Origin of the sequence: Rurimicrobium arvi (genome assembly GCF_039540495.1) — a bacterium.
Classification (GTDB): Bacteria; Bacteroidota; Bacteroidia; order Chitinophagales; family Chitinophagaceae; genus Rurimicrobium; species Rurimicrobium arvi.
In genome coordinates this window covers 412,087-428,261 of sequence record NZ_BAABEZ010000004.1, presented here as the reverse complement: position 1 = coordinate 428,261, position 16,175 = coordinate 412,087, and the positions used below count along the sequence as shown (strand labels likewise).

At 48.4% G+C, this 16,175-nt stretch carries 9 protein-coding genes; 4 read left to right on the top strand and 5 right to left on the bottom strand.

Going from position 1 to position 16,175, the window contains the following annotated elements:
• Window positions 1-606 precede the first annotated feature (606 nt).
• The 3 genes from ABD846_RS04665 to lon form a co-directional block, all read right to left on the bottom strand.
• Window positions 607-4,197, bottom strand: coding sequence for a beta strand repeat-containing protein (locus tag ABD846_RS04665; protein ID WP_344823160.1), 3,591 nt, complete (start codon window positions 4,195-4,197; stop codon window positions 607-609).
• 14 nt (window positions 4,198-4,211) lie between these two features.
• On the bottom strand, window positions 4,212-8,081 hold the full coding sequence (locus ABD846_RS04660) for a beta strand repeat-containing protein (RefSeq protein WP_344823158.1): 3,870 nt from the start codon (window positions 8,079-8,081) through the stop codon (window positions 4,212-4,214).
• Between the two features lie 322 nt (window positions 8,082-8,403).
• Window positions 8,404-10,812 carry an endopeptidase La gene (gene lon, locus ABD846_RS04655; RefSeq protein WP_344823156.1) on the bottom strand — a complete coding sequence of 803 codons (2,409 nt, stop codon included), beginning with the start codon at window positions 10,810-10,812 and terminating at the stop codon, window positions 8,404-8,406.
• Window positions 10,813-10,969: 157 nt separating this feature from the next.
• On the opposite strand from lon, the gene ABD846_RS04650 reads away from it, so the two are divergent.
• From ABD846_RS04650 to glmM, 4 genes are all read left to right on the top strand, one after another.
• A complete protein-coding gene (locus ABD846_RS04650) occupies window positions 10,970-11,701 on the top strand; it encodes an outer membrane beta-barrel protein (RefSeq protein WP_344823154.1) in 732 nt (243 codons plus the stop codon).
• Between the two features lie 7 nt (window positions 11,702-11,708).
• Entirely contained in the window at window positions 11,709-12,968 is a 1,260-nt protein-coding gene (locus ABD846_RS04645) for an alpha/beta hydrolase (protein ID WP_344823152.1), read from the top strand.
• A 58-nt stretch (window positions 12,969-13,026) separates the two neighbouring features.
• A complete protein-coding gene (locus tag ABD846_RS04640) occupies window positions 13,027-13,908 on the top strand; it encodes an Omp28-related outer membrane protein (protein ID WP_344823150.1) in 882 nt (293 codons plus the stop codon).
• Window positions 13,909-14,116: 208 nt separating this feature from the next.
• Entirely contained in the window at window positions 14,117-15,508 is a 1,392-nt protein-coding gene (glmM, locus tag ABD846_RS04635) for a phosphoglucosamine mutase (protein WP_344823148.1), read from the top strand.
• A gap of 53 nt (window positions 15,509-15,561) precedes the next feature.
• Here the strand turns inward: glmM and yidD are convergent, their stop codons facing one another.
• Window positions 15,562-15,783, bottom strand: a complete 222-nt coding sequence (yidD, locus tag ABD846_RS04630) for a membrane protein insertion efficiency factor YidD (RefSeq protein WP_344823146.1) — start codon at window positions 15,781-15,783, stop codon at window positions 15,562-15,564.
• Window positions 15,776-16,150 carry a ribonuclease P protein component gene (locus ABD846_RS04625; protein WP_344823164.1) on the bottom strand — a complete coding sequence of 125 codons (375 nt, stop codon included), beginning with the start codon at window positions 16,148-16,150 and terminating at the stop codon, window positions 15,776-15,778. Before ABD846_RS04625 ends, yidD begins: the two co-directional genes overlap by 8 nt.
• Between the last annotated feature and the right edge of the window lie 25 nt (window positions 16,151-16,175).

Here is a 16,175-nt window from a genome sequence, read left to right as displayed (position 1 = left end):
GCTATCGGGAGCGCGCCAATGAGCGAAGGGTTGGAACAACCCAAGCGAAGAAGGCAAAGCAATCTCTGAACGATTACTGTAGATTGCTTCCTCGCTAGCTACACACACAGTCTCTACGCTCGTCGCAATGACACCACAAGTTGGACGATGCCCAGCTCGGATCGAATCCCGTCCCGATCCCGATAGCTATCGGGATCGGGACCGGAGGGGCCGGTGGTGGGTTCGTGAAAAACGATGAGCTACGGCGGGCTGGAAAGATTGCTTCGACGCGCCATGGGAAACCCACCCCTATCCCCTCCAATGGAGGGGAATACAGCGTGTGCGAGCGGCATGCTGGAGAGATTGCTTCGACGCGCCTACACGAAGGGGCTATGCGCGTCTCGCAACGACACCACAAGCTGGACGGTATTCAGCACGGAGCGAATCTCTCCCCATCCGATAGCTATCAAGACCGGGAGGGGGAACCGAGCGTGTGCGAGCGGCATGCAAGGACCACATCCGATAGGGAACGACAATGCCGTAGCAGTACTTTTCATAAAAAAGCAGTCGCCATAAGACGACTGCTGCCGTGTGTCCGGAAAAGCCAGTTCCGGCATGTCATTTGTCTTAGAAAATGGTCATGTTCAGTGTAGTACCACTCCAGGAGAAAGAAACAGACATACCTGTTGTATTCACACCAAGTGTGGGGACAGGTGTACCTGAAGTGGAAACCAGTATAGGATAGGTGCCGGCCGTTAAGGTTCCCAAAACGTCAACCGTAAATCCGGAAGCTGCCGTGAGAGTGGTACAGCTGAGCTTACTTACGGAGCTGGCGGAAAGGGCATTCACCACAAGTCTTGCGGAAGCCGCTGCGAACGTAAGCGTTCCGGTAGCGCCGCTGGCACCATCACCCGCACTGATCCCGGCCCCCGCTGCAATCGTGTGTGCAGAAGAGGACGAGGTTCCGGCCAATGCCAATATTCCCTGGTTTACGGTAGTTGCGCCGGTATAAGTATTTGTCCCCCTGAGCGTGAGGATCCCCGTACCTGTTTTGGTAAGCGTGCTGGCTGTACCAGTTGAAGCAGCCCGATTATACACAGATGCATATACAATCAAACCTCCGCTGCTTGCGTCAATATCGAAAGTGGTACCTGTTACTCCAAAGTTATTATATCCCAGATGTACCCCACCGGTAGCTCCGGGACTGGATATAGTAGAAGGAGTGCCATCGCCGCCGGTGCTGCTTACTGTGCCGCATAAAGCCAAAGAACGAGTGGTTGCACTCACTCCATTTGACCCGGTAATGGCGCCGCCGCTGTGTAACAAAACATCCTTGATGCCGGAGAACGAGGTACCGGTATTTAAGGTGCCGCCGGCGAGTACCACGGTTGCTTTACAATTGGTGAGGTCTGCTGTGGAAGCTACAAAAACATTGGTTGCCCCAAGGTTGAGCATCCCTCCGGAATTTACCGTTATGGTTTTGCCGCTCACCTGAAGATTTCCTAATCCGCTGGTAGTTCCGGAAGCTGTTCTGGAACAGGTCAGAAGGCCATTAACCGTAACATTACCGGAAAATGTATTAGGTCCGTTCAGCCCTGCAGTGTAAACAGTTCCGGACGATCTCACGATTTCAACAGGTCCGGTTCCATCCTGGATCACTCCGGAAAAATTGGAGTTAGCGGCACCTGCTATAGTAAGTATGGCGTTTGTGCTGTTGCTGTTGGTAATAGTACCCGATCCTCCCAACACTCTTACAGTAGATGGATTTCCATTCATATCCAATACCGCACCGGCAGATATGTTTAACACTACAGATCCTAAAGCCGAAGAGGATCCCAACTTTACTGTACCACCTGTAACATTCAGGTATCCGGTATTTGTATTGGCTCCAGAAAGCGTAATCGTCTGTGTTCCACCGTTCAAATTCACCGTTGCATTCCCACTAATAATACCGGATATGCCATAGTCGCCGCTTCCAACAATATTGAAATTCGGTGTTCCCGATACAACAATATTTGAAGTGTATGTTCCGGGAGCGCTCAGCAATGTGGTTGCATTCTGATAAAAGCCATCTGCATCTTTGAGCCAGGTGCCACCAGGGTTTACGGTAACTGAATTGGCTATGCTGTTCAGTCCGGCTGTAACACGTGTATCGAGTGTACCGCCGGAATTAACCACGATGGGGCCGGAACCAAATGCAGCCGCAACCCCGGACTCCAGTGTACCGCCGTTAATCGTTGTACCTCCCGAGTAAGAATTCGAGTTGCGGAAACGGTAGGTACCCGTACCTTCTTTAATCAGGGCAACGGTTCCGCTACCGTTGGCGATCAGGGCATCAATTGTACGGCTGGTGTTGCCGCTGCCAAAAGAAACGGTATGCAATGCACTATTATTGGCAGACAGATCTGCCCAACCTATTATCTGCAAATCACTAAACCGGTAGGTACCACCGCCTGTTGCGGCGAGACGCAAACCCTGACAATAAAAGGATTTTGCATTCGGAAAAGCAGCCAGAGTATCAAACAGGAAAGTTCCCGCCCCGGAAAAATCTCCACGAAACCCGGTATCCGCACCAAAATGCGAGGTGCCCCAACCACTGACCTTAAACATCCCGGAACCGGTTATCGGTCCACGGATAGCAAGAAAACTGCTGGTGGCGTTGGGTGTAACCGTTAATGTATCACCAGCATCTACATTCCAGCTGTAGGCGCTGCTGAAATCCCCTGCAGGGATATCTGCGTTCAATGTAGCATTTCCGGTCACGAAAACCGGTCCGGAAGCTAACTTAGAAGTAGTGTTTATGTACAATGTTCCGCCGGATAAAATAGTTCCGCCGGTATAAGTATTATTCCCGGAAAGCGTGAGCGTGCCCGATCCTGCCTTACGGAATGCAAGGATACCGGAAGCGCCGTTTTTTAAGATACCCGAATAGTTGGTGCTGGAATTGTCTCCACCTGCGGTTAGCGTATCAGTACCCGAAGTATTCTCTATGTTACCGCTTCCGGAAAGGGAACCAACCGTATTACTGAATCCTCCCAGATCCACAGAAGCTCCAGGATTGAGCGAAAGCGCTGAAAAGGGGCTGAATGCGCCGGCTGATCCCGCAATCAGCCTGCCGGCAAACAAAGAAGTGGCTCCTGAATAACTGTTCGTACCCGATAATGTAATGGCGTTTACACCGGCATTAACAGCAAGTGAACCCGTTCCTGTCATATTTCCGGACACGCCATAGTTGCCCGATCCCTGTATAGACAGTGAGTTGAGACCACTTGCCACAGAAAGTGCCCCGGTATATGTGCCTGGTGTGGAAAGCAATGAAGTACTGTTAAAATAAAAACCGTCCGCATCTTTAAGCCAGGTACCGCCCGAAAGCACTGTTACCGAATTTCCTATACTATAGTTTCCGGCAGTAACACGCGTGTCCAGTACGGCGCCATTGTTCACCGTGATTGTTCCCGACCCGAACGCTGCCACAGATCCGGATTTCAGAGTGCCTGCCTCCACAACCGTATTACCGGAATAGGTGTTCACGCCGGTCAGGCGAACGGCAGCCGCCCCCTGTTTAGAGAACGTTCCCGTACCTGATATATTCTGGCTAAGCGTATCATCTGTCCATTTATTTACCACAAATACACCGTTACAAAGAATATCCGAGGCGGGTAATTTGCATGCTGTGTTCATCTGCAGGTAGCCCGAAGCGATATTTGTGATACCGGAATAAGTATTGATACCACCCAGGGTGAGCACCCCGGGACCCTGCTTCACAAGACTTAAGGAACCGGTGACCGGTGAATTTATATAAGCCACCGTTCCGCCGGCAACAGAAACGGGCAACGTTGTATTCGAGCCGCTAATGGACATACCGTTCAATATAAAATCTCCGGAGGGCGTGCCGGCAAATGATATAGAATCAACAACCGGACTGATTCCCAGCGTAATGGTGCCTGCAGCCCTTGTACTTCCGGAGCCGCCGAACACCGCAATGCCGCCGTCTCTCCAATAATCATTGGCCCTTCCGTTACTGCGTGTCCAGTTAGGGCTTGTTTTATTCCAGGTACCGCTACCATTATAAAGTACATTGTCATTTGTACCCGTAGAGTCCCAGATATACAGTCTGCTTGCACTTCTCTGCGCATTAAAAAAATTGCGTGCGTCCTGGGCAGTTGCCGTGGCGGCGGCAAGCAGGGAAAGCAGGGAAATTGATATTCTCTTCATCATATGCTTCCGGACCATTAGTTAAAATTGCTGCTTACGATCCACCAGAAAGTACTGCCATCATAAAAGAATGTAAGCATATCCACGGCGTTTGCAGCTACCGTAAGCGAAGGCTGGCCTGCACTTCCGCCGGCAACTTTTGATCCGGCGGGTAAACTTGTAATCGTACGACCACCCGTGGCGTCCTGCTTCACAATAATCGAACCGTACATACCCGCTTTAGGGTTGGTGACAGATAGCGTACGACCTGCGCCGCCTAGCGTTACAACAGCATTTGCTCCACGACTCAGGTCCCAGGTAATGGTGGCGCCGTCAACGAGTGACTGAACGGCGGTAGTAAAGTTTGTGGCATTTACCGTACCGTCCACACCTAGCACCGGAATAGAACTACCCGTATTCGCAGGTGTGGTAAAGCTGGCGTTGGTTGTACCGACACTCACACTTGCACCGGTGGCAACATAGTTGATATTCGTTCCTGAGGTTTTCCACTGGGAATAAAGATTGGTTGTACCCTGCGTAACTGAATCAGAATTCAGCGCTACAAATTTTTTATAGCCATTGTAGTATTGCTTAGCGGTATTGGAGGCGGTGACCGTTGGTTCCCCGCCTAATCCTGTGAGTGTATAATTAGGTACATTCAATACACCGGTAGATGAGGTGTAGGTTGCCGCTCCACTACTACCCGTAGTTGTGATACTGATCGCTCCGCGTGCACGCGTGTTGGTGTAGAACTGGTTGGTAGTTCCCTCCGCTAAGGAATCAGAATTTAAGGCCACGAACTTTTTATAACCGTTGTAGTATTGCTTCACCGTGTTTGAGGCAGTTACAGCCGGCTCGCCACCTAATCCTGTAAGCGTGTAGTTAGGCACATTCAGTACACCGGTAGACGAAGTATAAGTTGCAGCACCGCTGCTACCGGTTGTGGTGATACTGATCGCACCGCGCGCACGTGTGTTGGTGTAGAACTGGTTGGTGGTTCCTTCTGTTACCGAATCTGAATTCAGCGTCACAAACTGTTTGTAGCCATTGTAATATTTTTTTGTCGTGTTCGGTGCCGTGATGCTTGGCTCGCCGCCCAAACCGGATAGCGTGTACGCCGGAACATTGAACACCCCTGTTGCTGAGGTATATGTTGCAGCGCCATTATTACCGGTTGTTGTAATGCTGATCGCACTGCGGGAGCGGGTATCCGTATAGTATCTGTTGGCTGTACCTTCCGTTACGGAGTCTGAGTTAAGTGTTACAAAATTTTTAAAGCCATTCCAGTATTGATTCGGTAAGCCAGATGCCGTAATCGCTGCAGAACCGGTAGGGATATTCAGCACACCTGTTGTGGCATCGTAACTCGCAGAACCTGTGCCGGTAGTCGTTACACTGATCGCATTACGCGCACGTGTGTTGGTATAATACTGATTTGTTGAACCTTCCGTTACAGAGTCAGAATTAAGGGTTACAAACTCTTTGAAGCCATTCCAGTATTGGTTAGGTGTATTAGATGCCGCTACTTCAGGTTCTCCGCCTAATCCAATCAATGTATAATTCGGAACATTCAGCGCACCACTGGTTGCATCATATGTGGCAGCACCGCTGTTGCCGGTCGTCGTAACACCGATCGCATTACGTGCACGTGTGTTGGTATAATACTGATTTGTTGAACCTTCCGTTACAGAGTCCGAATTCAGCGTCACAAACTCTTTGAAGCCATTCCAATATTGATTCGGTATGCTGGGTGCCGTAATCGCTGCAGACCCTGTAGGGATGTTCAGCACACCCGTTGTGGCATCGTAACTGGCGGAGCCGGTTCCTGTAGTTGTTACACTGATCGCACTGCGCGCACGTGTGTTGGTATAGTATTGATTTGTCGATCCTTCCGCTACCGAATCGGAGTTAAGTGTTACAAACTCTTTAAAGCCATTCCAGTATTGGTTGTTCGTATTTGATGCTGCTACTTCAGGTTCTCCGCCTAATCCAATCAATGTATAATTCGGAACATTCAGCGCACCACTGGTTGCATCATACGTTGCAGCACCGTTGTTGCCTGTCGTTGTTACATTGATCGCATTACGCGCACGTGTGTTGGTATAATACTGATTTGTTGAACCTTCTGTTACAGAATCGGAATTCAGTGTTACAAACTCTTTGAAGCCATTCCAGTATTGGTTGGGTGTGTTCGATGCCGCTACTTCAGGTTCTCCGCCTAATCCAATCAATGTATAATTCGGAACATTCAGCGCACCACTGATTGCATCATACGTTGCAGCACCACTGTTGCCTGTCGTCGTAACATTGATCGCACTGCGCGCACGTGTGTTGGTATAATATTGATTTGTCGGTCCTTCTGTTACCGAATCGGAATTCAGGGTTACAAACTCTTTAAAGCCATTCCAGTATTGGTTGGGTGTGTTCGATGCCGCAACTTCAGGTTCTCCACCTAAACCGATTAATGTATAATTCGGAACATTCAGCGCACCACTGGTTGCATCATACGTTGCAGCACCGTTGTTGCCTGTCGTTGTTACATTGATCGCATTACGCGCACGTGTGTTGGTATAGTATTGATTTGTTGATCCTTCTGTTACAGAATCGGAGTTCAGCGTCACAAACTCTTTGAAGCCATTCCAGTATTGATTCGGTATGCCAGGTGCTGTAATCGCAGCAGAGCCAGTCGGGATATTCAGCACACCTGTTGCGGCATCGTAGCTTGCAGATCCCGTGCCGGTTGTCGTAACACTGATTGCTCCGCGCGCACGCGTGTCACTGTAATACTGATTCGTTAAACCTTCTGTTACAGAGTCTGAATTCAGCGTCACAAATACTTTAAAGCCATTCCAGTATTGGTTGGGTGTGTTCGATGCCGCTACTTCAGGTTCTCCGCCTAATCCAATCAATGTATAATTCGGAACATTCAGCGCACCACTGGTTGCATCATAAGTTGTAGCACCGTTGTTGCCTGTCGTTGTTACATTGATCGCATTACGCGCACGTGTGTTGGTATAGTATTGATTTGTCGATCCTTCTGTTACAGAATCGGAATTCAGTGTTACAAACTCTTTGAAGCCATTCCAGTATTGATTCGGTATGCTGGGTGCCGTAATCGCTGCAGACCCCGTAGGGATGTTCAGCACACCCGTTGTGGCATCGTAACTGGCGGAGCCCGTGCCGGTAGTCGTAACACTGATCGCACCACGCGCACGTGTGTCGGTAAAGTATTGATTTGTCGATCCTTCCGCTACCGAATCGGAGTTAAGTGTTACAAAATTTTTAAAACCATTCCAGTATTGGTTGGGTGTATTAGATGCCGCTACTTCAGGTTCTCCACCCAAACCGATTAATGTATAGTTCGGAACATTCAGCGCACCGCTGGTGGCATCATATGTGGCGGCTCCACTGTTGCCGGAGGTGGAAAGATTGATCGCCGCCCGTGCACGTTCGGGTGTAAAATATAAATTAGCAGCACCCTCGGTAACAGAATCCGAGTTGAAGAACACGAAATTTTTAAACCCATTGTAATAAGTTTTAGGTGTATTCGGAGCTATTATAGCCGGTTCAGCAACGAACAGGTCAGTGGAGAAGCGAATCCACGATACGCCATTTGAATAATAAAATCCAGGCTTTACATCAGTAGGCGGTGTTCCCGCAGTTGCGGTATTGTATACGATCATCCCCTGAAGAAATGTCGTCAGAGGACTTGCGCTGTTTGTACTGATAAGTGCAAGACGGGGAAACACAACGCCGCGCTTATTACTTTCCAGTTCCAGAATTGCATTCACGTTGGGTAAAGAGGATGATGCAATCGTACCATCCTTGATCTTCGTCTGCGCGTAAGTCACTCCTGTTTGCAGAAAAAGCAAAAATACCGCAGCTATCCTGAGTAGTCCTTTGTTCATAAGCATTACATTTCAGATTGAGTAAATGCTGCTTCAGCCTTCGTTCATGCAGGAAAATGCGTGTATTTAAACACTAAAAAATGAGAACGGAAAAACAGCAGCATGACACGATGATGGCCACGCCGCTGTAGACTTTTGCAGTTACCCTATTCAATCAATATGTATGCCTGATCCAGAATGCGTTGCCACTACTTTTTAATGGGATATAATCGCTTCAAGTCAATAGCGGGTGCAATACCCTTACAAAAGTATTGGATGGTTTCGCGCACAAAAAAAGGAGAGGCTACTGTTCCTCTCCTTTCCGGATTAACTGCCTTATGACTTATTTCAAAGCAAATTCAAGTACTTCGCCCATTTCTGAAACGTAATGAAAACGCATTCCTTTTATAAAATCGGGATTGATCTCTTCAACATCCTTTTCGTTCTGAACGCAAAGAATCAGATCCTTTATACCTGCGCGTTTGGCAGCCAGTACTTTCTCCTTGATACCACCTACAGGTAATACCTGTCCTCTTAAGGTTATCTCCCCGGTCATCGCCAGGAACGGCTTCAGCTTTCTTCCTGTAAACAGCGATGTCAGCGCAGAAAGCATGGTGATACCGGCGCTGGGACCGTCTTTGGGTACTGCGCCTTCCGGCACGTGGATATGGATATTAAAATCATCGAAGATGCCAGGCCTTATCCCCAACTCTTCCGCATGTGCACGCAGGTAAGCCATGGCAATGCTGGCGCTCTCCTTCATCACATTACCGAGGTTGCCGGTAATAGTCAGCCCTCCCTTGCCTTTGCTCATATTGGTCTCGATAAACAATATCTCTCCTCCGACTGATGTCCATGCCAGACCCACCGCCACGCCCGCAGGAAGTCCCTTCTTATAAGCATCGTTTGTGAACTTTGGCTTACCCAACACATCCACCACCTTTTCAGGACTCATTTGCGGATTTACGGTATTGCCCATGGCCACATCTTTCGCAACATTACGCATGAGCGCTGCCAGCACGCGGTCCAATTCGCGTACACCGCTTTCACGGGTATAATTCTGAATGACCTGTTGCAGTACTTTTTCAGACACGCGCAATGGTGTTTTTTTCAAGCCGTGCAGATCTTTTTGTTTCGGAACGAGGTGGCGTTTAGCGATCTCTGTCTTTTCTTCTATACTGTATCCGGTAAGCTGAATGATCTCCAGCCTGTCCCGCAACGCTGGCTGAATATCCTGCAGGCTGTTGGCCGTAGCCACGAACAAAACCTTTGAAAGATCGAATTCCAGCTCCAGGTAATTGTCGTAGAACGAACTGTTCTGTTCGGGATCTAATACCTCCAGCAATGCAGAACTCGGATCGCCGCGATGATCGTGGCCGATCTTGTCGATCTCATCCAGGATGAACACCGGATTGGCGGATTTTACTTTACGCAGGGATTGTATGATACGACCGGGCATCGCACCGATATACGTTTTACGATGTCCGCGTATCTCACTTTCATCATGTAAGCCACCCAGACTCAGTCGTACATACTTCCGGTTAATCGCATTGGCAATGCTTCTGCCCAATGAAGTTTTACCGATACCGGGAGGGCCGACAAAACAAAGGATCGGAGATTTCATATCTCCTTTGAGTTTCAGCACCGCAAGGTATTCCAGGATACGATCCTTGATTTTTTCCATACCGTAATGATCGTTATCGAGCACGTCCTGCGCATGTTTCAGATCATAATTATCATCGGTGAACGAATTCCAGGGAAGATCGAGCATCAGATCCAGATGATTATAAATCACGGAATAATCAGGCGTGCTCGGATGCATGCGTTCCAGCTTCTGGATGTTTTTCTGAAAGAGGTCTTTTGCTGTTTCAGGCCAGTTCATACCTTCAGCCCGCTTCTGCAAATCACGCAACTCCCTTTCGTTCGGATCTCCGCCCAATTCATCTTTGATCGACTTGAGCTGCTGCTGCAGGAAATATTCCCGCTGCTGCCGGTCCATCTCTCCACGGGTTTTGTTGGTGATCTCATTTTTAAGCTCTGCCATCTGCAATTCCATCTGGAGCATCTGAAGCAGCTTTTCACCGCGCAGTTTCACATTATCCTCTTCCAGCAATGCCTGTTTTTCGGTGAGCTTTGCGTTGATATTGGAAGCAATAAAATGCAGCAGGAACGATTGCTGTTCGATATTACGCAGCACGATTCCGGCCTCCGCGGGCAGCCCTGAAGACAAAGACATGATCTTTTCTGAATGTTCCTTTACGGAAGAAAGTATTGCATCGAACTCTGAATCATTGCTGGGAAACACATCCTCCACCAGGTCGACTACCGCTTTGTAAAAAGGTTCGGCCTGTGTGATCTGCCGGATACGGAACCGTATGCGGCCCATTATAAACAGCGTGGTATTGCCGTCCGGCATTTTGATCTGCTTCACCACTTTGGCAAGCGTACCGGTGTAGAAGATATCCTCTACCCCCGGGTCTTCATTGGCCATGTCCTTTTGAGCGACAACACCGATCCATTTGCCGTTTGCATTGGCAAAATCCAATGCTTTTACAGATTTCTCCCGGGAAACGGTAATCGGTAAAACGACATTCGGGAACAACACGGTATTGCGCAGCGCAATAAGCGGAATTTCGGTGGGAATCTTCTTTTTATCCTCTTCGTTCAGTTCTTCTTCCCCTAACGGAACGATAGGCATAAATTCCATTTCCTGTTCGTTCTGTCCAAAAATTAAGTTTATCGTAGATTTCATGATGTTCGCTTTTTATATCCGGACAATTTGGCGGAACCAAAATTACCCAAATGGTCACACAGCTAAAAGCTAATTGGAACAATCATCGTGCCAAACAGCTCAAACTGAAAAAATAGCAGTTCCCGTAGTATATTTGTACCGCACTAAATATACCAAAATGACAAAATTCTGCTTTGCAGTTGCGGGAGCGATGATGCTTTCTTTTTCCATTAAAGCACAAGACACTACAGGAATGATCAACCAGAGCGCCATGTCGATCAGAAGTCAGGCCCCTATCCGCAAGCCTTACTGGGGGAATTCTCTGGACGGAATGATTTTTTCGGCCTCACGTATGGATCCGAAATTATCGAACCAGAGTCAGGCGGTTCGTTTCTCTATGTTTCTGAACATCGGCTTTACATATAACTATAATTTTTGCAATGCTTTCGGAATTTATACCGGGCTGGATGTGAAAAATATAGGATATATTACCAAGAATCAACTTTTGGGTATCGGCGAGCAGACGATCAAACGCCGGGTGTATACGATAGGCTTACCGGTTGGTTTGCGTCTGGGTAATATGAAAAAACGCGATTATTTCTTCCTTGGCGGAGGATTGGATCTGGCTTTCCACTATAAAGAGAAAGAATGGATCGAAAAAAGAAGCAGCAAAACCAAATTCTCCGAATGGTTCAGCAGTCGCAACGAAACCCTCATGCCCTATGTGTATGCAGGTTTCGGGTACCACGGCACCACCATTAAAGTGCAATATTATCCCGGCAGCTTCATGAACCAGGACTATGTCAGTACTGATCCGGTTAGCGGTATAATGCACAAACCTTATGCAGGTCAAAAAGTTAATCTGATCCTGTTCAGCATCGGACGTGACATGAAATATGGCAGAAAATAAGTCGGTCATGCGCTATCTGTTGCTCTTTCTGGCAGGATTCATGCTTGCCCAAAGTGCTGAGGCTCAGAAAGAGCCTCTGAATTATGCCTTAAGTTTTCCGCGTTTCAAACAGTTTTATAACGAACGCAAAAGCGACAGTCTGTACGGGATGTTTGCCGTTACCGTAAAAGCGGTTCTTTCTCCGGAAAAAACACAGGACCTGATCAACAGCCTGCAGGAGCAGTACGGAACGATCGGACAAACCTCGGTAAATAAGTCTGCACCTCAGGGACTTGTGTACGAAGCTGCATTTTCGAAAGGAAAGTCGATGAATGTAACTTATATACTGAACGACAAGAACGAAATTGCAGGTTTGTTTTTCAGTCCGAAAGATGATGTGCCCGCCGAACCGGTCGTTAACAACTTTGAAGTGACCGGAAGTAAAGGCGTTCCGATCAAAGGAACCCTTGAAACACCTGCATCGGGAGGCCCTCATCCGCTTGTGATCATTGTAGCAGGTTCGGGCCCTACAGACAGGAACGGCAACAGCACTCTGGGTGTGCACAGCAATACTTATAAGCTCCTGGCAGAATGTCTTCTTGCGAGGGGCATTGCTTCCGTACGCTACGATAAGTGCGGTATCGGTGCAAGTGCAAGTCCGCAGGTATCTGAGCAGCAAATGCGTTTTGAAACCATGTCCGGCGACCTTGAGGCTATCATCCGCAAAGCCCGTGCAGATAAACGCTTTGGCAAAATATACCTGGCCGGACATAGTGAAGGGTCACTGGTGAGTATGCTTGCCGCTCAAAAAGAAAAAGTGGACGGGTTTATTTCGATTGCCGGACCTGCAAGGCCGGCGGGAGATATACTGCTGGAGCAGATCAGCAACGCACAACCTGAGCTGGCCGAAGAAACCCGCGCCACCCTGGAATCTATCAAAGCCGGCAAACCAGCCAACCCTCAAAATCCCGCACTGCAGCAGATGTTCTCTCCTGGTGTGCAGCCATATGTGCAAAGCTGGATGGCCTATGATCCAAGGGTCGAAATCAAAAAGCTCAGCATTCCGGTGCTGATCATACAGGGCACGGAAGACACGCAGGTACCTGTATCTGAAGCAACGATGCTGCATCAGGCCAGGGCGGGATCCCAACTTACCGTGCTCTACGGTATGACGCATACGCTGAAAACTGCCACCGCTGACCCTGCTTCTAACCGTAAAACCTATGAAGACCCTGCAATTCCGCTGACCAATGGTCTGTGTGATGCGATAGGCTCATTTTGCAAATAAATAATGCCGGACATCAGAATATCTGTAACTTCGGGTTCTTAAAACGTTTCATTTTTTTATGAAAAAGATTACAGGTGCTGCACTGCTGACTCTGGGATTCTTCGCTCAGAGTTGTAAGGAAAAAGGTGTGGTAATCGACTTTCGCGACAGAGGCGATATTGTAGACACTACTTATATGTCCGCTGTAGAAACAGCGGAAAGCAGAAAAGTGCTTATTGAGGAATTCACAGGTGCTTCATGTACCAATTGTCCGGACGGACATAAGCTGGTGGCGAGTCTGCAGGCCAGTTATCCGGATCGCATTGTGGCTGTTGCGTATCATACTTACTTTCCCGGTCCGATCTTCCAGCCGGTAAAAACACTTGAGGTGAGCAGCAAATACGATTTCCGCGACAGCGCTGCTACCAATATCGGTACAACTATTTATGGCACTTTGGGAAGTATTCCGATCGCAGGTATCGACCGCGTTCCCTATTCAGGAAGTTTAAAAGTGGACAAAACGAACTGGTCTGCACAATCAACAAACCGCATGGCAGTTGCCGCTCCCGTAAACCTGCACCTTACTTCGTCTTACAACAGCTCAGAGAATATCGTGTCGCTGTCGGTAAAGGTCGTTTACACCAAACAGGTGAGCACAAAAAATGCGCTGACTATCGGTGTGGCTGAAAGTAATATTATCGATGCTCAGAAATTCCCTGATGCGGACTCTCCAGCTTATCAGCACAATCACGTATTGCGCGAACTGCTGACATTCTATAGCGGTAATTCGATCATTGATTCTATTTCGGTGAAAGCACCGGGAAGAGTTTACGAATACTATTACAAGTTTACACCTAAAGGAGCCTGGAACCTGGACAACTGCCACATTTTTGCATTCATTTCCAACAATGAGGCAGACAACAAAGAAGTATTGCAGGCGGCAGAAGTTCCGCTTAAATAATGATGACTATTGCTTTTTTATGCCTCTGACGAAAATTTCGTCAGAGGCATTTTTATTTCTGCCCAAAACAATTGAATTTTACAGTCTCATGCTTCCCGGCACTATCAAATCTTTTCGATTGCCACAAAAATGTATTGCGGCAGGGATCGTCCTGAATCGCCGGAGTACAGATGGGATATCACACTACATACTACACAAACCTTTTTAAATGGCACTTATTAAATCTATTTCCGGCATCAGAGGCACTATCGGCGGACAACCCGGGAACGGCCTCACCCCTATTGACCTGGTAAAGTTCACTTCGGCATATGCACACTTCCTGCAACTCCGCAACCCGAACAACAAAAAAGTGGTACTGGGGCGCGACGGGCGCATGAGCGGCTCCATCGTACGCAACCTGGTGGCCGCAACGCTGCAAAGCTGCGGATTTGATGTGGTGGACCTGGGACTGAGCACTACACCAACCGTGGAAATGGCTGTAAAAATGGAAGGCGCCGGCGGAGGCATTATCCTGACAGCCAGCCATAATCCTGTGGAATGGAATGCTTTGAAGCTGCTGAACGAAGAAGGGGAATTCCTGAACGCTGAAGAAGGTAAATGGATACTTGATTTTGCCGAAACAGGTGCAGACGTATTTGCGGATATCCATCACCTCGGCACCGTTCGTGAAGACCATAGCTTTATGCATCGTCATATTGAAGCATTGATAGACCACCCGCTGGTGGATGTGGAGGCTATCAGGGCCCGCAATTTTAAAATTGTTGTAGATGCCATCAATTCCACCGGGTCCATCTTTGTGCCTGCCCTGCTTGAAGCGCTGGGGGTGGAAAAAGTATCTGTAATCAATGCCGAAGTATCCGGCAAATTTGCGCATAACCCGGAACCGCTTCCGGAGAACCTGATTGAGCTGAGCAGTAAAGTGGCGAAAGAAAATGCTGATCTCGGTATTGCAGTGGACCCGGATGTGGATCGTCTTTGCTTCGTAAATGAAGATGGAAGCCTGTTTGGAGAAGAGTATACCCTGGTTGCTATTGCAGATTACGTACTCGCTCACAAAAAAGGGAATACGGTATCCAATATGTCGTCTACACGCGCATTACGCGATGTAACGGAAAAGCATGGCGGACAATATTTCCCCAGCGCGGTAGGCGAAGTGAATGTTGTTGCGAAAATGAAAGCGCACGATGCGGTGATCGGCGGAGAGGGTAATGGCGGTGTTATCTGCCCGGAACTGCATTACGGAAGAGACGCACTGGCAGGTATTGCTTTATTCCTTACGCATCTTGCCAAAAGCGGTAAATCCATTAAGGCATTGCGTGGAACTTATCCGAACTACATTATCTCTAAAAATAAAATCGAACTTCCCCAGGGATTGGATGTACAAAAGATCTTCGCCGCGATACAGAAAAAATATGCGCAGCAACCGATCAATACGGAAGACGGCTTGAAGATCGAATTTGATAAAGACTGGGTGCATCTGCGCACTTCCAATACGGAACCTATTATCCGTATCTATGCTGAGAGTACGAGCGAAACAACTGCCAACAATATCGCGCAGCGCATCATTGCCGATATTTCTGAAGAGATCAGGCGCAATTAACTGAATAGGAGAATTTACTGAAGCCGGGGCGTTGAGTTCCGGTTTTTTTTATTTCAGGGAACGGGATCATAGCCGCTTCCCCCCCAGGGGTTGCAGGACAATATTCGTTTGAGGGCCATCCAGGCTCCTTTGGCCGGTCCGTATTTACGGATCGCCTCATTGGCATATTCGCTGCAGGTAGGTGTATAGCGGCAATTAGCGCCGAGGAATGGAGAAACGGCCTTCTGATAAAAGCGGACAAGGCCCAGCAGCAGGAACGAAAACAGCTTACGCATCTTTATGAAGTTTACGCTGCAGGTGCTGTACGATCTCTTCCACCGCACTATAAACGGTTGGATGATCGGGCAGTTCACCTTTATTGCCGGTAAAAATAAAGAACAGGTGCAACTGCACGCCTTCCGCCACCAGGGGATATAATACGTGCTTCTGGTGACGCCAGCTTTCCCGCATCAGCCTTTTGATACGGTTACGGTCCACAGCCCGCGCAAAGCGCTTTTTAGGGACGGAAAACGCAATACGCACCGGACTCATGTCCGGTCCGGCAGTGATATCCGACCGAAGGAGCCACATACATTTCAGGGGGAATGCAGAAAACGCTTTCCCGGTGTGGAAAAGCGTTTTAATATGTTGCTCTCTTTTCAGCCGCTCCTGTATGGTAAAGGTATAG